Here is a 17,224-nt window from a genome sequence, read left to right as displayed (position 1 = left end):
TTGACGTTCAATGGCGCGCCGCGATCGCGTCGCAGTAGTCCAACGCGTCCTCCAGCCTGTCATTACCCCAGAACATCTCAGCGCCGACGAAAAACGTCGGAGCACCGAAGATCGCTTTGTTGATGGCCAGTTCGGTCTGCTCGCGCAAGCGCAGCTTGTTCACATCGCTTTGCGCGGCGTCGATCACGCTCTGCACGGGTAAGCCGATCGCGTCGAGCGCGTCGCTGACAACGTCGATCGAACCGATGTCGCGGTCGTCGACGAAATTCAACTGCATGATCTTGCGGCACCAGACGCCGATCCACGGCTCGTTCGCCCCCAGCAACGCGACGCGCATCGCCAGCAGCGCCGCGCGCGGAAACGTGCTGGGACGCGTGAGCCCAATGCCGTATTTGCGGCATTGACGCTCCATGTCTTTCCATACGTACGCGCCTTTTTCTTTCTGCAATACGAAGGGCGAGTTGTCGAAACCGAGTTGGCGAAACACCGGGCCGAGCAGAAACGGCCGCCAGACGATCGCCACGTTGCGCGCCGCCGCCAACGCTTCGATACGCATCATGCTCAGATAGCTGTAGTTGCTGCCGAAGTCGAACCAGAACTCGATTGCGGGCGCTGTCGAAGCTGCATCTTCATTCATCTCCGCCTCCTGAATCGCGCGCGCCACTGCATCGCAGCCTTGCAATGCTTAACAGTCGCATCGAGCGGTTCTGCCTATGATCGCCGTTTTCTTTGCGTGCTTGCCGGCCACACCATGAGGTATCCGTACGACATGTTGATCGCGACCTGTCTTTTCATCATCGTCATTGCGTCGCTGATCCTGCTCGCGTTGTCCTGATCTCGCGCTTCGAAGCTCAGCGTGTCTGCACCGCCACGCGCAGGCCGAGCGAAATGAACAGCACGCCGATGATCTTGTTCTGCCAGCGCGTCAACCACGTCAAACGCTTCACGAGTTTGCCCAACGGCCGCATCGTCAGCACGATCAGCGTCGTATAAAGCGCGCTCATGGCAACGAAAATCAGCCCGAGCGTCGCGAACTGCAAAAACGTCGAGCCGTGTTCGGGGCGCACGAACTGCGGCAGAAACGCGAGGAAAAACAGTGCGGTCTTCGGGTTCAGCACTTCTGCGGGAATCGCCTGCAAGAATGCTTTCGAGCCCGATACCGGCGCGACGACCGGCAGATGCGCACTCGCCTGCTTTTCGCGCAACGCGCGAATACCCAGATAGACGAGATACGCGGCACCGAGGAATTTCACCGCATTGAAGGCCAGCGCGGACGTCATCAGCAGCGCGGAGAGGCCAACCGCGGCGCCCAGCGTGTGCACGAAGTCGCCGGCTGCGATACCGAGGCCGGTCAGAATGCCGACCTTGCGCCCGCCGTGCATGGTGCGCGTCAAAACCAGCAGCACGGCCGGGCCCGGAATCAGAAAGAGTCCGAGCACGACGGCAACGAAAGTCCCGAACGTAGATAGGTCAAGCATGTCGTCTCCTTGCGACGCGCGGGATCGAAGCTCTGGGTGCGCGTTCAGCGGACCATTGTAGACGAACCCGCGAACCTGCTCTCAGCGCTTCGCTGGCCCGGACGATCCGTTACCATGACGGACATCGCGCCGCGCACCGCGTGCCTCTTTCATCCACCGAAGTTTCCGCCTTGCCCACCTATACCCTGCCCGCGCCGCTGAGCGCGGAACTCGAGATTCGCAAGAGCCGCTTCATCGCGTACGCGATCCCGGTCGCCGATCGCGATGCCGCGATGGCCGAATTGCAGCGTCTGCGCGACGAACATCCGGCCGCGACGCATGTGTGCTGGGCACTGCTCGCGGGGGGCCAATCCGGTATGTCCGACGACGGCGAGCCGTCCGGCACCGCGGGCCGGCCGATCCTCGAAGTGGTGCGGCATCACGATCTGGATGGCGTGCTCGCCGCCGTCGTGCGCTACTACGGCGGCGTAAAGCTAGGCGCGGGCGGGCTGGTGCGCGCGTACACCGATGCGATCGCGTCCGCGCTGCTCGACGCGCCGCGCATCGAAAGGATTGCCCAGGTCTCGCTGGGCGTCGAAGTCAGTTACGCCGATGAGGCCAAAGTCCGCCGATGGATGGACGCCGAAGGCTATCCGCTCGTGGACAGCGCCTACGCCATGCTGGTGAAGATGACGATGCGCGTGCCCGCCAATGCACTCGACGACGCCAAGGCAACGCTGATCGATATCACGCAGGGAAGGGCCGGCTTTTTCTGAGCGGCTCGAGTCCAAGCCCGACGCGGGAGAATTCCGACAACGCCTCGGACGTGCGGTACGAGCGATCGGGCTTCACATTGTTCTCATCTGCAACGGTTATCGTCATGCGCGCAAGCCAGGCTCGAGCGTCCTTCGGGCGTAGCCCCGATATCGTTGGCTAGCGCGGCCCGTTATGATGGCCGGGTTCAGCGGGCCCGGAACCGCCCAGAGCCCGTTTGAAGGTTCGACGGTCCGGTTCGCTGCTACCATGCTGTTCTCCACCGGGATGACTCCACTTGAAAGGGCAACTCCTCTGACTTCGACCGCCGCTCTCTCCCGCATGGCTGCTACCCGTTCGCCGCTGAGATTCGTCGTGCTCAAGGGCTGCGGCGCCGTACTGCTGCCCATGCTGCTGTCCGCGTGCTCGTGGTCATGGTTCGGGCTGAACAGCAGCGCCAGCGCGACGCACGCGAAGACCCACGGCACCGGCTCGCTCAGCGTCGCCCCCGCGAGCGAGTTCACGTATCTGCCCGCGCGCGAAGGTCACATCTCGCCGAACCGCATCGAAAACACCGGCATGACCGGGCTCGTGCTGAAGGACGACATCAGCCTCGTCGTGCGTAATGGCGTCGCAAATAGCCTGCGAGTGGCCGGTTTCCGCATCGACGACAACAAACGCGTGCTCAGCGGCAGCATTGAAACGTTCACGGTGGACGATACGCGCTCGCCGGCGCTGTGGACGCTCAGGATGCACTACGTGGTCATCGATGCGGCGACCCAGAAAGTCATGTACACGACCACGCGCACCGTGAAGCAGAAGTCGCCGAAATTCACCAGCAATACGATCGCGATCGAAGACACCGTCAAGCTCAGCGTCGATACGTTGATCGGCGATCCCGGCTTTATCAAGGCGGTGAACTGAGCACACGGCCGGCCGAGGGGCGGCGGGATTTCGCTACAATCCCGGTAACGCATCGCGCGTGATCCGCCGCGCGATACCAGGTGACCTCCCGTTTGGAATGCAAACCGTCATGTCTCTTACCGCCTGGCTGTTCTTTTTGCCCGCCTGCTTCGCCATCAACCTCGCACCCGGGCCCAATAACCTGCTTTCGATCAACGTGGCCGCGCGTCATGGCTTCATGAAGGCGTTCGTCGGCGGCACGGGCCGGCTGCTCGCCTTCGCGATGATGCTCGCGCTCGCCGCGACCGGCCTCGCCGTCGTGCTGCATGCGTCCGAGTGGACCTTCCTCGCGATCAAGCTCGCGGGCGCCGCTTATCTGATCTGGCTCGCGATCCAGTTGTGGCGCAGCGACGCACCCGCTATCGATACGTCGCAAGCCCAGGAGGCTGCGCTCACGCGCATTGCACGGCACGAGTTTTTCGTCGCGGCGGGCAATCCCAAGGCGATTCTGGTTTTTACCGCGTTCCTGCCGCAATTCGTCGACGTCGCGCAGCCGATACTGCCGCAATTCGCCGCGCTCGGCGCAAGCTTTCTGGTACTCGAATGGGTTGCGATTGCAGTGTATTCGTGGGCCGGCATGTATCTCGGCAAGTGGCTGATGCGCGCGAAGATCCGCCGCTGGTTCAATCGCTGCTGCGGTGGATTTCTCGCGGCGATCGGCGTGAGTTTTCTGCTGGTTCGGCGCGGGTAACGTAGCGAGGCTTTCAGGCAGTCAATGCTGCATTTGCCTCGCGGTCTTTCATAACGAATAGCTAATACATCGACCGAGAAACTTTAACTATCAGCGTTCGTCGCTCCACTTTATGCTCGAACCGTGACCGGCCGCGAAGCGGTGCATTGCGGCATTGGGCGAACGGCTTTTTCATCGTCACGGAGCGACATCATGAAGATCTGCATCTTCGGAGCGGGAGCGATTGGCGGTTTGATGGGCGTGCAACTGGCACGCGCCGGCGCGGACGTCAGCTTCATTGCGCGCGGCCCGCATCTGGCGGCCATGCGTGAACGCGGCGCGCGCCTCATCATGGACGGCGAAACCTTCAGCGCGCCGGTGCGTTGCACGTCCGATCCACGCGAACTCGGCGTCCAGGATTTCGTCATCATCACGCTGAAAGCACATTCGCTGCCTGGTGTGGTCGATACGATGCAACCGCTGCTCGGCAAGCACACGGCGATCGTCACCGGCGTCAACGGCATTCCCTATTGGTACTTCTATCAGCATGGCGGGCGCTTTGCCGGCACACGCCTCACGAGTGTCGACCCCGACGGTTCGCAATGGACCAGGCTCGGACCCGAACGCGCGATTGGCTGCGTACTCTATCCGGCGGCGGAAATCGTCGAGCCGGGGGTGATCAAACACGTGTACGGCAAGAAGTTTCCCATTGGCGAACCGAGTGGCGAGCGCACCCCGCGCATTCAGCAATTGCACGACATCATGCAGGCAGCCGGATTCGAAGCGCCGATTCGCGACAACATTCGCGACGAGATCTGGCTCAAGCTGTGGGGCAACCTGTGCTTCAACCCGATTAGCGCATTGACGCATGCAACGCTTGATGTACTCACGAGCGACCCGGGCACGCGCGCGGTCTCACGCACGATGATGCTCGAAGCAAAGCGCATCGCGGATCAATTCGGCGTGCACTTTCGCGTCGATGTGGAAAAGCGGATTGATGGCGCGGGCGCGGTCGGTGCGCACAAGACATCGACGCTCGTCGATCTGGAGAACCGCCGGCCGATGGAAATCGATCCTCTGTTGACCGTCGTGCAGGAAATGGGCCGACTCGTTGCGGAACCGACACCCACGATCGACGTCGTGCTGGCGCTGATCAAACTGCGCGAGAAGATGGCTTTGCAGGGCAATTGAGCGGGTACTGGTAAGTTCCTGTTTCGTCCTGCAACATGAATAAAAGGATCGGATGCGATGCATCCGATCCTTTTTCTCATTGGAGCCTATTGATCGATCGCCACCCAGACCGCCTTCGGTTCCGTGAAGTTCTCGATCGCAACATCGCCATGCTCGCGACCGAAGCCCGAATCTCCGGCACCACCCCAAGGCAAACGCACGTCCGTATAGCCGTAGGTATTGATCCACACCGTGCCCGCCTTCAGATCGCGCGCCACGCGATGCACGCGGCTCAGGTCCGCGCTCCACACCCCGGCCGCGAGACTATATGACGTGCCGTTGGCGATTCTGATCGCGTCCGCTTCGTCGTCGAACCGGATGACGCTCGCCACGGGACCGAAGATCTCCTCCTGCGAAATGCGCATTTCGTGCTCGACATTCGCGAACACGGTCGGCTCGACGAAAAAGCCGCGATTGCCGACGCGCGCGCCGCCGGTCACGAGCGATGCGCCTTCCGAGCGTCCTGTGTCGACATAACTCAGAACGGTCTTCATTTGCGCGGCCGAAATCAGCGGTCCCATCGACGTTTCGCGCAGCGACGGATCGCCGACCTTGATGGACTTCGCGCGCGTGGCCAGACGCTCGACCACTTCGTCGTACACGTCGCGATGCGCGAGGATCCGCGATCCGGCGGAACACACCTGGCCCGTATTGAAGAATATGCCGGACGCCGCGGCTCGCACCGCATTGTCGAGATTCGCGTCGGCAAAGATCACGTTGGCCGACTTGCCGCCGAGCTCCAGCGTCACGCGTTTGAAGTTGCCGGCAGCGCCCTGCAGAATGCCTCGTCCGACCGACGGCGAACCGGTGAACGTGACTTTGTCGATGCCGGGATGGGAGACCAGCGCGTCGCCCACCACACTGCCCTTTCCGGTGACGATATTGAGCACGCCAGGCGGCACGCCCGCTTCGAGCGCCAGCTCGCCGATTCGCAACGCCGTGAGCGGTGTGATCTCGGCAGGCTTGACGATCAGCGTGCACCCGCAGGCGAGCGCGGGCGCGATCTTCCACATGCCGATCATCAGCGGGAAATTCCACGGCACGATTGCGGCGACCACGCCGACCGGCTCGCGCAACGTATAAGTCAGTGCATCGGGACGTGTCGGCATCACCTGACCGTTGATCTTGTCGCACCAGCCTGCGTAGTATTCGACGGTATCGATCGCGGCGGGCACGTCCTGACGCATCACCGCGGCAATCGGCTTGCCGCCGTCGAGGCTTTCGAGCGCGGTGAGTTCTTCCATGTTCTCGCGCATCAGCGTTGCGAGCCGTTGAAGAATGCGGCCGCGTTCGGCGGCCCGAATCGAGTTCCACACTTTCAATGCGGCACGCGCGGCGCGCACCGCGGCATCGACGTCGGCGGCACTCCCTTGCGCGACCAGTGCAATCGGCTCCTCGGTCGCGGGGTTGATATCGACGGAATATTCGCCGGTGCCTGGCGGCACGCGCTTGCCGTCGATCAGCAGATCATGTTGCCTGAGGTCGGTCTGCATTTCCATCATGAAGCTCCTTGAGTAGGACGTTATGTGGCTGACTGGCGGCGCATCGATCGAATGCCGCGCATTGCGCGAACTGTTCGGTCACCCCCTATCTATTGCTCTGGCAACAGGCTTTGTCGCACGGACTGCCAGTCAAGGCTTTGCGTGGCCGCGGCGGCAGGCCCTGCGTCCGCGATACGCAAATGATCGGTCGTCGATGCGACGAACTGCGCCCACGCAGCAGCCGCATTGGGACGAAGCGAGCGATTCCTGCGGTGCACGAGTACGGTCGTCAATGTCGTTTCGGGCATCAGCGGACGACTCACCAACGAAGCGCCCGCCGAAGGCCAATGCGCATCGACAGGCAATACGCCGACACCAAGACCCAATTCGACCATGCGTGCTACCGCCCCGACGTGTCCCAGTTCCTGCAACGGCCGGCGTTTCAATTCGTTCGCGGTGAGCACCGGCTCGAGCGCGGCGCGCATGCCAGTATCGGCATTCAGCGTTATCAGCGGATACTCACGCAACGCGTGCCATCCGATGCTGTCGTGCCGCGCCAGCGGATGGGTGGACGGAAGTACCGCATGCAGCGGCGTGGTGAAAAGTACTTGAGCATGTAACAGAGGACTATCGACGGGTACGGTCACGCAGACCGCGCCGAAATCCGCCTCGCCCTGCTCGACACTGGCCAGCACGCTGCTTTGAGGCTGATCCTTGACCGACACGACCAGCTCGGGAAAGACCGACGCGCACTGCGCCAAAGCCCGCGGCACCCAGCCCGATGACAACACCGGATTACTCGCGAATAAGACGACTCCCGTGTGTCCGTCATAAGCGGCGCGCTCTTCGAGCAGTGTCAATTCGATTTCATCCAGCAGCCGGCCGATTCTTCTCTCGAGACTCGCACCCGCATTCGTCAGTTCGACCTGGCGTGTCGTGCGATCGAACAGTTTCAATTCGACCGCATCTTCCAGTTCACGAACACAACGGCTTATGGCCGACTGCGTCAGATCGAATTCGCGCGCCGCGCGCGTGAAACTGCGCTCGCGCGCGACCGCGACGAATACCTTGAGCTGCTGCAGCGAAACATTCATGACATCCGTTCCGGGCGCGCGATGCTCAGCTTATTCGCCGGACTGTTCGGGCCAGTGACTCATTCGCGACGCATTGCCGTTGCCATGACCCGCGACGGCCAGCGCGCCCTGAGGTTCATTGTGCGATTCGATCCAACGTGCGCGCATCGGCTCGAGAATGAACTTTGCGGAAATGCCGGCTGCAATCGTAATGACGGCGGACACGATGAAGACGAGGTTCCAGCCGCCCGTCGCCGCGAGTACGGATGCGATCGGCACCAGCAATGAAGCCGTCCCCTTCGCGGTGTACAACGTGCCTGCATTGGCGGCCGCGTACTTGCTGCCGAACGTATCCGCGCAAGTCGCCGGAAAGATCGAGAAGATCTCGCCCCAGAACAGGAAGATCAGCGCGGCAAAGACCATGAACGCATAAGGATTGCTGCCGAACTGCATCATGCCGAGCAACGCGAGCCCCTCGCCGATGAAGATCACGAACATCGTGTTTTCACGGCCGATCTTGTCGGAGATGAAGCCGCACAGCGGACGCGTCAAGCCGTTGAAGATATTGTCGATCGACAGCGTGAGGGTCAGCAGCGGCAGCGTCGCGCCGAAGACCGACATCGGAATGCGCGCTATACCCCAGTCTTTCGCGATCGGGCCGATCTGCGCGGTTGCCATCAAACCGCCTGCCGCGACCGCGACGAACGACAGATAGATCACCCAGAACACTGGCGTTCTGATCATCTGGCGCGAGGTGAAATCGACTTTCGACACCGCGAAGCGGCTCTTGCGTACTCCTTGCTGACGCAGGATCGGCCGCGTCAATAGCATCGCGAGCAGCAGAATGCTCACGCCTTGCACGATGCCGAAGAACAGGAACGTCTCTTCATAGCCGCGGCGCGTAATCATGTTGGCAATTGGAATCACCGTCAGCGCCGCGCCCGCGCCAAAGCCCGCGGCCGTCAAACCCGCGGCGAGACCGCGCCGGTCGGGAAACCATTTGAGCGCATTGCCCACACATGTTCCATACACACCGCCTGCGCCTATCCCGCCGATCACCGCGGCGAAATACAACATGCCGAGTGTCGTAGCGTACGAATTGAGAATCCACGACAAGCCCGCGCATACCGCACCGGCTGCCACCACAGGTCGTGGCCCGAATCGATCGACGAGCCAGCCCTCGAACGGCACGAGCCACGTCTCCGTGAGAATGAAGATCGAGAACGCGAGCTGGATCGACGCCTCGCTCCAGTGATGCCGCGCATGCATAGGGGCCACGAAAAGCGTCCACGCATATTGCAGATTCGCCACCAGCGCCATGCATACCATGCCGATGACGAGTTGCCACCATCGGTTACGCCAGGACATACGGGTAGTCGATTGCTGGGTGATATCGTCCATGAGCCTTGTCTCCACTATTTATTTAGTGCAGCCGGCTTACGCGCCGCGCTGGATGCGTCCCGCCTTATCGTTATGGCCCGAGAACTTCACTATTCGGGAAAAATCTCAATTGATACTTTTGATGTTTCCGCTGATCCCCCGAACCCGTCTTTTCTATAAAGTTCTTTCTTTATTTCGACCAGAGCCACACTTCGGGTCGGTAAGCATTACAGCTTATTCCTCTCTATTGCGTCCGCCACACCACATATCTATGCGTTAACCCGGAAATGGAGTAGCGGCTATTCGGCTTCTTATACGTTTCATGCTAGGGTCATTGCTGAATTACTCATAATTAAAGTTTGTTATTATGTGGATTCACGTTTCCTTATACATCGACCATGACGATGCGCAACGCAACTCTGCGGCAACTGAAGGTCTTTGAAACGGTGGCGCGCCACCTCAGTTTTTCGCGCGCCGCCGAGGAATTGCATCTGACTCAGCCGGCCGTCTCCACCCAGGTCCGGCAACTCGAGGAACATGCGGGGCTGCCTCTGTTCGAGCAGCTCGGCAAGAAGATCTATCTGACGCCGGCGGGCACCGAAATGCTCCACTACAGCCGCGCGATCATGCAGCAGTTCCATGAAGTCGACGAAGCGATGAGTCAGTTGAAGGGTGTCTCCGGTGGCAAGCTGAATGTCGCCGTGATCAGCGCCGGCGACTATTTCTTTCCGCGCCTTCTCGCCGAATTCACACGTCGCTATTCGGGTGTCGATCTGAATCTCGCGGTGCACAACCGCGAAGAACTGCTGCATCAACTGGCGACCAATCAGACCGACCTCGCGGTCATGGTGCGTCCGCCGCACGAAACCGATGCGACCAATGAACCGTTCGCGCCGCATCCGTACGTGATCGTCGCGGCGCCCACTCATCCGCTTGCACACAAGCGTAATATCCGCTTCAGTCAACTCGCGAACGAAGCGTTCATCGTGCGCGAACGCGGCTCGGATACGTGGAATTCGATGGAAGAGGGTTTTGCCGGCCGTCTGTCCAATCTGAAGATTGCAATGGAGATCAAGAGCACCGAAACGATCAAGCAGGCGGTCATTGCCGGAATGGGCATTGCGTTTCTGTCCGCCCATACGATCAGCCTCGAATTGCAACTCGGTCATCTGGTCGTGCTCGACGTCGAGAGCTTTCCGGTCATGCTCAACTGGTACGTCGTGCACCGCAAGAACAAGCGTCTGCCGCCGGTTGCCGTCGCCTTCAAACGCTTCCTGATGGAGGAAGGCGCCGATCTGATCGAAAAGATCACGCGCGTGAAGGAACTGAGCGTGCATAAGCCGTAGGCTATGGAAAGCCAATAAAACTTTAACTATTGCAAATCGATCGCGACTTCGATGCTGCAAGCGAGTTCTTTCACTTGCGAGCCGAGGAGGCCGATCATGAACCACGCTCCGGTTGAATCCCGTATCAGTACACGCAACGCTCGCACGGCGGCGGTGGAACACGAACACCATCCCGACGATGCGCATCTGAGCGCCTACAATGCCGCGTTCAGCGATCTGGGGCTGCGGTTTCGCTGGGACCGTGCGACGCTCGACATGCTCAAAGAGTTCAATGGCGAGTTGGCGCGAATCACCGCTTTTATCGAGCGTTATCACAGCCATTTGCATCGCGCGTACGATGCCGACTTTCTCGCGCAACTGATTCTGCATAGGAAGACGCAGTACTACAGCGAATTCGCCGCGGCGGTTGGCGAATAGAAGCATTGAAAAAGACTCGGGCGGCGGGATCATCGTCCCGCCGTCTTCGCTATTGGCGATCAGGTCTATTAGCGGCGCTTGCGTCATCGATTAGCGGCGCGTAGTGAAATGAAGCGGCCGCTGGGGCGTGCCTTTGCGTGAGCAGTCGCGGTAGCGGCCATTGCCACGCCTAGCGTCACGCCCATCGCGACGATCCGCATAAGCGCTCACGCGCATCATCGCCGGCGCGACATCGCGAAGCGCCCACCTCTGCTCTTCTCCGCCATGCCACTCGATGTTCGCGAGCAGGCCCGGCTTGCCGATCGCCACGCCATCGCAACGCGCGGCGAAGGAATGAATGCGTGGTGCGCAACTGTCGCGATTCGCCGCTCGAGCGAAATCGTCCGAGTACTCGCGACTCAGCATCAGATGCACGCCCATTGCCAACGCCAGCGCGCCCGTCGCGAGCAATGCCGCGAGTCCGAATGGCTGTGCCTGTTCAGTGACGAAGTTATAACCGAGCCATCCGCATAACAGCAGCGCAAACAGATTGACGACGCGATGACCCGGCCACGCGACCGCCTCGGATTGCAATGCGCCGCGCAGCTTGAAGAACGCAATCGCAGAGATCGCGAAGAGCAGCGTGCCGATCAACACGGCTGCAAATAGTTCGATGCGTTCAGTGTTCTCGCGCGCCGCTGCCGACAGGTAGCGCGCGAAGCCTATCGACGCGACCGTCAAACCAACGCCGCTGCCAAGCAATGCAAGCAGCCGGGGCCTGCGTGTCGGATCGGGTTCGCGCACACACGCGCGTCGATGCGCCGAACGCCAGCCGAGCCGTCGTCGCGAGAGCGCGGCCAATGCCACCGCCAGCACCGCAATCGACGCCGCGGTGACGGTCACGACGAGCAGCAACACCAGGTCCATCCACACGGCACTCCCACAGGCTTGCAGCATGCGTGATCCTCCGTGATGCGATGAAAAGGCACGAGCGGCGACGCCTGCCCTCGTCAACCTACGTTACGTTCGCGGCATCGCCCAATCGCTGTGGCTCGTCGCGCTGCGCCGCGCTCAAGCTATTGGTCAGCGTGCCGATTCCATCGATCGTGATCGACACCGTTGCGCCGTCCTTGATCGACCCCACGCCCAACGAGGTGCCGCATGAGATCACGTCGCCAGGTTCGAGCGTCAGATCCTGCGAAATCAGACTCACCTGCTCGGCCGGAGAAAAAACCATATCGGCGAGCGGATAGTTCTGGCGCTCGACGCCGTCGAGCGTCGTCGACAGACGCGCCGCCCGCCAGTCGAAACCGGAGACGATGGCCGGACCCAGACAACAGAAGGTATCGAAGCTCTTCGCGCGACACCACTGCGGAAAATGCGGATTCTCGTTGAGCAGATCGGCGGCGGTGACGTCGTTGACGAGCGTGTAGCCGAAGATCGCCGCCTCCGCCTGCTGCACATCCACATCGCGGCATCGCTGGCCGATCACGATGCCGAGTTCGCCTTCGTAGACGATCTTGCCCGCGTAATGACGCGGCCGGCGGATCGGCTCGCCCGCGCCGATCACCGACTCCGCGGGCTTCATCAGAAACAGCGGATGCGTGGGCACGGGTTTGTCGAGCTTCGCCGCGAGCGCGTGATAGTTATTCCACAGCGCGACGATCTTGCCCGGCGCGCATGGCGCCAACGGCGTCAATGCGCGCAGCGACAGGACCGCGCCGGTCGGCACCGGCTGCGCGAGACTTTCGTACTCGTGCAGATAGGTGCCTTCGACACGGCCGAACACGATGCCGCCGTCGCCCGACATGAACCGCATCCACGTTTGCATGCGTCGCTCCTAGATCGCGCCAGCCGTGCGCAGCGCGGTGATCTGCTCGGCCGAATAACCGAGCTCGGCCATCACTTCGTCGGTATGTTCGCCAAGCAGCGGCGAGCGTTGGACATCGGTCGGACTGTCGGACAGCTTGATCGGATTGCCCACCGTCAGATACTTGCCGCGCTGCGGATGATCGACTTCGACGATCGTGCCGGTTTTGCGCAGCGACGGCTCCTCGGAGATTTCCTTCATCGACAGGATCGGGCCGCACGGAATGTCGTATTTGTTCAGGATCTGCATCGCCTCGAACTTGGTCTTCGTCATCGTCCAGCGTTCGATCTCGGCGAAGATTTCCTTCAGTCGCGGCAGGCGTGCGGGCGGCGTCGCATAGTCGGGGTCCGTGGCCCACTCCTCCTTGCCGATCACGTTGCAGATCTTCGCCCACACGGGCGCCTGGGTGATGAAGTAGATATACGCGTTCGGGTCCGTCTCCCACCCCTTGCACTTCAGAATCCAGCCGGGCTGCCCGCCGCCCGACGCATTGCCCGAGCGCGGCACCGCTTCGCCGAACGTGCCGTTCGGGTATTGCGGATACTCTTTCATCACGCCGGTGCGGTCGAGCCGCTGCTGATCGCGCAGTTTGACGCGGCACAGATTGAGCACGCCGTCCTGCATCGCCGCGAGCACGCGCTGGCCGCGTCCGGTATGCGTGCGTTGATAGAGCGCGGTGACGATGCCGAGCGCGAGATGCAGCCCCGTGCCGCTATCGCCGATCTGTGCACCGGTCACCACCGGCGGCCCGTCGTCGAAGCCGGTGGTCGACGCCGCGCCGCCCGCGCATTGCGCGACGTTTTCATAGACTTTGCAGTCCTCGTAAGGACCGGGACCGAAGCCCTTCACCGATGCGACGATCATGCGCGGATTCAATTCCTGAATCCGCTCCCACGTGAAGCCCATCCGGTCGAGCGCGCCCGGTGCGAAGTTTTCGACCAGTACGTCGCATTTCTGGATCAACGCTTCGAGTACCTGCTTGCCTTCCGGATGCTTGGTGTCGATCGTGACCGAGCGCTTGTTGTGATTGAGCATCGTGAAGTACAGGCTATCCACGTCGGGAATATCGCGCAGCTGCTCGCGCGTGATGTCGCCCGCGCCTGCGCGTTCCACCTTGATCACGTCCGCGCCGAACCATGCGAGCAATTGCGTGCAGGTCGGTCCCGATTGCACATGCGTGAAATCGAGGATGCGCACACCGTCGAGTGCCTTGGCCATGTCGTATCTCCTGAACGATGAAGGTTATTTGTACATGGTCTGGTTCTTCGTGCCCGGTGCGTATTCGCGCGGGTCGACCCAGATGTTGACCACCGCCGAGCGGCCGGTGCGATGAATCGCTTCGCGCGCGCGTTGCAGCGCGCTTGCGATCTGCGCGGGATCACGCACTTCCTCGCCGTAGCCGCCGAGCATTTCGGCGAATTTGCTGAACGGCACGTCGCCGAGCAGATTGCCGACGTTGCCGCGCTCCTCGCCGTATTTGGCCAGCTGGCCGTAGCGGATCTGGTTCATCGCCGAGTTGTTGCCGATCACCGCGAGATACGGTGCGCCGAAGCGGTTCGCGGTTTCCATGTCGAACGCGGTCATGCCGAACGAGCCGTCGCCGTAATAGCAGAGCACTTCCTTGTGCGGATGCGCGAGCTTCGCCGCGAGCGCGAAGCCGGTGCCGACGCCTAGCGAGCCGAGCGCGCCGGGGTCCATCCACTGTCCGGGTCGGCGCGGGCGCACCGCTTGAGCGGAGATCGTCACGACGTCGCCGCCGTCGCCGATATAGACGGTGTCGTCGGACAGGAATTCGTTGAGTTCGTAGGCGACGCGATACGGATGAATCGGCGTGCTGTTCGAGCGGAACAGCGGCATCAGTTTCTCGGTCGCGGTGATTTCGGCGTCGCGCAACTGCGCCATCCATTTGCGGCGCGCCTGACGCTTGTCGTCCTTGATACGGCCGCTCGCGGCTTGCAGCACCGCGGCGAGTATCGCGCCCGGATCGCCGACGAGGCCCAGATCGATATCGCGATTCTTGCCGACGGTTCGGTAGTCCATATCGATCTGCACCAGCGTCAATTCCTTGCTGATGCGCCGGCCGTAACCCATGCGGAAATCGAACGGCGTGCCGACCACGATCAGCAGGTCGGCATTCGCGAACGCCTGCGAACGCGTGCGATCGAAATGATGCGGATCGCCCGGCGGCAGCAGCCCGCGGCTCGCGCCGTTGAAATAGCCGGGAATCTCGATGCCGCGCAGCAGCGCGATCGCTTCCTCGTGACCGCGCGCGGTCCACACCTGCTGGCCGTACAGGATCGCGGGGCGTTGCGCATCGACGAGCAGGTCAGCGAGTTTCTCGATGTCGCGCGGGTCTCCGATCGATTTCGTCGACGCGCGATAGCGGCCCGGCTGCGGCACGATCGCGCGCGTCGCGTCGACTTCTCGGTCGAGCACGTCGCGCGGAATTTCCAGGTAGGCGGGACCGGGCGCGCCGTTGAAGCATTCGCGCGCGGCCATCGAGATCATGTCGGCGACGCGCTCGGTGCTCGACACGCTCGCGGCGAACTTGGTGATCGGCGCCATGATGTCGACGTGCGGCAGGTCCTGCAGCGAACCCATCTTGTGCTGCGTCAGCGCGCCCTGCCCGCCGATGTGCAGGATCGGGCTTTCCGAGCGGAACGCGGTGGCGATGCCGGTCACCGCGTTCGTGCAGCCGGGGCCGGCGGTCGTGACCACGCAGCCGAGCTTGCCGGTCTGGCGCGCGTAGCCGTCGGCCGCATGCGCGGCGACCTGCTCGTGGCGCACGTCGATGATGCGGATGCCTTCGTCGACGCAGCCGTCGTAGATATCGATGATGTGGCCGCCGCACAGCGTGAAGATCGTGTCGACCCCCTCGTTTTTCAGCGCCTTCGCGACCAGATGGCCGCCCGACACCACGCCCGCGTCGCGGGTCTTCTGCTTGAGGGTGTCGTCGGCGGTCGTGGTGGCGGTGGCCGTGGCCGGACTCAGGGATGAAACAACTGCAGACATGGTCATCTCCTCATCAATCGGATGTGCAACGGTTATCGACGGACGCTTCCGCTTCGATATACGTCCGACTGCACCGCCGTCTCACGGCCCAGAAGATACCGTATGTGATATATCACATTCGTTCAAGGCCAATTTTGAGACATAAGCGGCGCGAAGTTCGTGCTGCTCGAGCTTGCCAGCCGCAGCGTTGCGCCGAATCTGCAAGGCTTTGCGGCAGTCGTTTCAAAGGGAAAACACTGAGTCGCATGGTGCGGCTGTCATTGTTGATATATCACATACCATATTTTTAAGACCGTCAAGCACGGTTTATCCCGCAGTGCGGCAGCGACCTCTTTTCCTGCCATTCGCCGCCGCGCGACCTGCATATCCGCTCTAAACGTGCGCACGCAAAAAGCCCGCAGTGCTTGCACACCGCGGGCTTTTCGAAATCAGCAGGTAGTCAGGCGTCTACGCCGCCATCAATCAATCGAGGAAATCGCAATTGGCTTCGACGAACGCCGCGAGATCGAGCGAATGCTGGCGCGTGAGCCGCTCGGCAAGTTCGGTATCGCGCTTCTCGAGCGCCTCGATGATGCGCAGATGATCGACGATCGAGCGCGCGGCCCGGTCGCTCTGCGAGATGGTCATGCGCCGGATCGCGCGCACATGGATGAAGATGTTCTTGATCGTGTCGAGAATGATCTGCGACTTCGACAACTCGACGATCGCCTGATGGAACGCGATGTTCGCGTCCGAATACTCGGCGATATGCTCGGCCGGCGTCGAGTCGCGGAAATTGTCGAACATATGGCGCAGGCGGCCGATTTCCTCGTCGGTCGCATGCAGCGTGGCGAGCCGCGCGGCCATGCTTTCGAGCGCGGCCCACATCTGGATCATCTCGACGATTTCGCGCTTGCTCTTGCGCACGATGTAGATGCCGCGCCGCGGCACCATGCGCAGGAAACCCTCCTGCTCGAGCAGCGTCATCGCCTCGCGCACGGGGGTGCGGCTCACGCCGAGCGATTCGCTGAGCACGCGCTCGTCGAGACGGATTTCTTCGCGATTCTGGTAGATATCCGCGTCGGCGATGGCCTGACGCAGCATCGCATACGCCTGATCGCGCAAGCTCGCGCTCGCGCCGATCGGCTGCAGCGACAGGGTCAACGGGGTGGCCACTGTTTCAGTTGGAAGTTCTGACGACATTCATCGCCTCTGCTTGAACACGCGCGCGATTCGGCGCCGCCGTTTTGCCGCGCTGCTCGCCTAGACCCACAAAGCGGCCATGTTGCGATGCAAGCGCCGCGACCGCTTCGGGAATCCAGTCGGTCAGCAGAACAGTGGCGGCACAGCCCAACCCTACGACGGCAACGGCGAACAGCGCGAGAGGCACGAATTCCACGTGTAACTCCGGACGATTGAGAAGATGGATTCCTCAATCATATGCTGCAACGCCGCATTTTTCAATATTCGGTATGTAGTATATCAACGCCTGTTGTTTTTAAGATTACTTTCACGTTAGCACGTCGCGGGCTGCGTGGGTTCGCCCACGTCATCGCTCGCGATGAGCGCCGACCGCGCTCGGTGTAAACACGCAAAACGCGCGCTATTCGCGCA

General features: G+C 61.6%; 17 protein-coding genes. 6 read left to right on the top strand and 11 right to left on the bottom strand.

What is annotated here, in order from left to right; all coding sequences use genetic code 11:
- Positions 1–7: 7 nt before the first annotated feature.
- A complete protein-coding gene (locus EVC45_RS28985) occupies positions 8–637 on the bottom strand; it encodes a 2-hydroxychromene-2-carboxylate isomerase (RefSeq protein ID WP_129961622.1) in 630 nt (209 codons plus the stop codon).
- Positions 638–851: 214 nt separating this feature from the next.
- Positions 852–1,478: a LysE family translocator gene (locus tag EVC45_RS28980; RefSeq protein ID WP_129961621.1), complete on the bottom strand. Its 627-nt coding sequence runs from the start codon at positions 1,476–1,478 to the stop codon at positions 852–854.
- A gap of 170 nt (positions 1,479–1,648) precedes the next feature.
- Between EVC45_RS28980 and EVC45_RS28975 the strand changes: the two genes are divergently transcribed.
- The 4 genes from EVC45_RS28975 (at position 1,649) to EVC45_RS28960 (ending at position 5,034) form a co-directional block, all read left to right on the top strand.
- The gene (locus EVC45_RS28975; protein ID WP_129961620.1) at positions 1,649–2,233 is read left to right on the top strand and encodes a YigZ family protein; all 585 of its coding nucleotides are present in this window, start codon (positions 1,649–1,651) and stop codon (positions 2,231–2,233) included.
- 319 nt (positions 2,234–2,552) lie between these two features.
- Positions 2,553–3,134, top strand: coding sequence for a hypothetical protein (locus EVC45_RS28970; RefSeq protein WP_129961619.1), 582 nt, complete (start codon positions 2,553–2,555; stop codon positions 3,132–3,134).
- A gap of 109 nt (positions 3,135–3,243) precedes the next feature.
- Positions 3,244–3,864, top strand: coding sequence for a LysE family translocator (locus tag EVC45_RS28965; RefSeq protein ID WP_129961618.1), 621 nt, complete (start codon positions 3,244–3,246; stop codon positions 3,862–3,864).
- 192 nt (positions 3,865–4,056) lie between these two features.
- Complete coding sequence (locus tag EVC45_RS28960; protein ID WP_129961617.1) at positions 4,057–5,034, top strand: 2-dehydropantoate 2-reductase; 978 nt, start codon at positions 4,057–4,059, stop codon at positions 5,032–5,034.
- Positions 5,035–5,120: 86 nt separating this feature from the next.
- Here the strand turns inward: EVC45_RS28960 and EVC45_RS28955 are convergent, their stop codons facing one another.
- From EVC45_RS28955 to oxlT, 3 genes are all read right to left on the bottom strand, one after another.
- On the bottom strand, positions 5,121–6,572 hold the full coding sequence (locus EVC45_RS28955) for an aldehyde dehydrogenase family protein (protein WP_129961640.1): 1,452 nt from the start codon (positions 6,570–6,572) through the stop codon (positions 5,121–5,123).
- A 92-nt stretch (positions 6,573–6,664) separates the two neighbouring features.
- Positions 6,665–7,648, bottom strand: coding sequence for a LysR family transcriptional regulator (locus tag EVC45_RS28950; RefSeq protein ID WP_129961616.1), 984 nt, complete (start codon positions 7,646–7,648; stop codon positions 6,665–6,667).
- A gap of 30 nt (positions 7,649–7,678) precedes the next feature.
- Positions 7,679–9,028, bottom strand: coding sequence for an oxalate/formate MFS antiporter (gene oxlT / locus EVC45_RS28945; RefSeq protein WP_129961615.1), 1,350 nt, complete (start codon positions 9,026–9,028; stop codon positions 7,679–7,681).
- Between the two features lie 377 nt (positions 9,029–9,405).
- On the opposite strand from oxlT, the gene EVC45_RS28940 reads away from it, so the two are divergent.
- The gene (locus EVC45_RS28940) at positions 9,406–10,353 is read left to right on the top strand and encodes a LysR family transcriptional regulator (RefSeq protein ID WP_129961614.1); all 948 of its coding nucleotides are present in this window, start codon (positions 9,406–9,408) and stop codon (positions 10,351–10,353) included.
- A gap of 96 nt (positions 10,354–10,449) precedes the next feature.
- Positions 10,450–10,770 (top strand): hypothetical protein, encoded by a 321-nt coding sequence (locus tag EVC45_RS28935; protein ID WP_129961613.1) that lies wholly within the window; start codon positions 10,450–10,452, stop codon positions 10,768–10,770.
- A gap of 90 nt (positions 10,771–10,860) precedes the next feature.
- On the opposite strand, the gene EVC45_RS28930 is transcribed toward EVC45_RS28935, so the two are convergent.
- From EVC45_RS28930 to EVC45_RS28905, 6 genes are all read right to left on the bottom strand, one after another.
- Positions 10,861–11,706 carry an NAD(P)(+) transhydrogenase (Re/Si-specific) subunit beta gene (locus tag EVC45_RS28930; RefSeq protein WP_248295296.1) on the bottom strand — a complete coding sequence of 282 codons (846 nt, stop codon included), beginning with the start codon at positions 11,704–11,706 and terminating at the stop codon, positions 10,861–10,863.
- Between the two features lie 58 nt (positions 11,707–11,764).
- Positions 11,765–12,580, bottom strand: coding sequence for a fumarylacetoacetate hydrolase family protein (locus EVC45_RS28925; RefSeq protein WP_129961612.1), 816 nt, complete (start codon positions 12,578–12,580; stop codon positions 11,765–11,767).
- A 9-nt stretch (positions 12,581–12,589) separates the two neighbouring features.
- Positions 12,590–13,837 carry a formyl-CoA transferase gene (gene frc / locus EVC45_RS28920; RefSeq protein WP_129961611.1) on the bottom strand — a complete coding sequence of 416 codons (1,248 nt, stop codon included), beginning with the start codon at positions 13,835–13,837 and terminating at the stop codon, positions 12,590–12,592.
- Positions 13,838–13,861: 24 nt separating this feature from the next.
- Positions 13,862–15,631, bottom strand: coding sequence for a thiamine pyrophosphate-binding protein (locus tag EVC45_RS28915; RefSeq protein WP_129961610.1), 1,770 nt, complete (start codon positions 15,629–15,631; stop codon positions 13,862–13,864).
- A 462-nt stretch (positions 15,632–16,093) separates the two neighbouring features.
- The gene (locus tag EVC45_RS28910) at positions 16,094–16,813 is read right to left on the bottom strand and encodes a GntR family transcriptional regulator (protein WP_129961609.1); all 720 of its coding nucleotides are present in this window, start codon (positions 16,811–16,813) and stop codon (positions 16,094–16,096) included.
- Positions 16,791–17,009, bottom strand: a complete 219-nt coding sequence (locus EVC45_RS28905; RefSeq protein WP_129961608.1) for a hypothetical protein — start codon at positions 17,007–17,009, stop codon at positions 16,791–16,793. The genes EVC45_RS28910 and EVC45_RS28905 overlap by 23 nt, the downstream gene beginning before the upstream one ends.
- Positions 17,010–17,224: the final 215 nt, after the last annotated feature.

The organism is Paraburkholderia sp. UYCP14C (genome assembly GCF_004197395.1).
Classification (GTDB): Bacteria; Pseudomonadota; Gammaproteobacteria; order Burkholderiales; family Burkholderiaceae; genus Paraburkholderia.
This window is presented reverse-complemented; position numbering and strand designations above follow the sequence as displayed.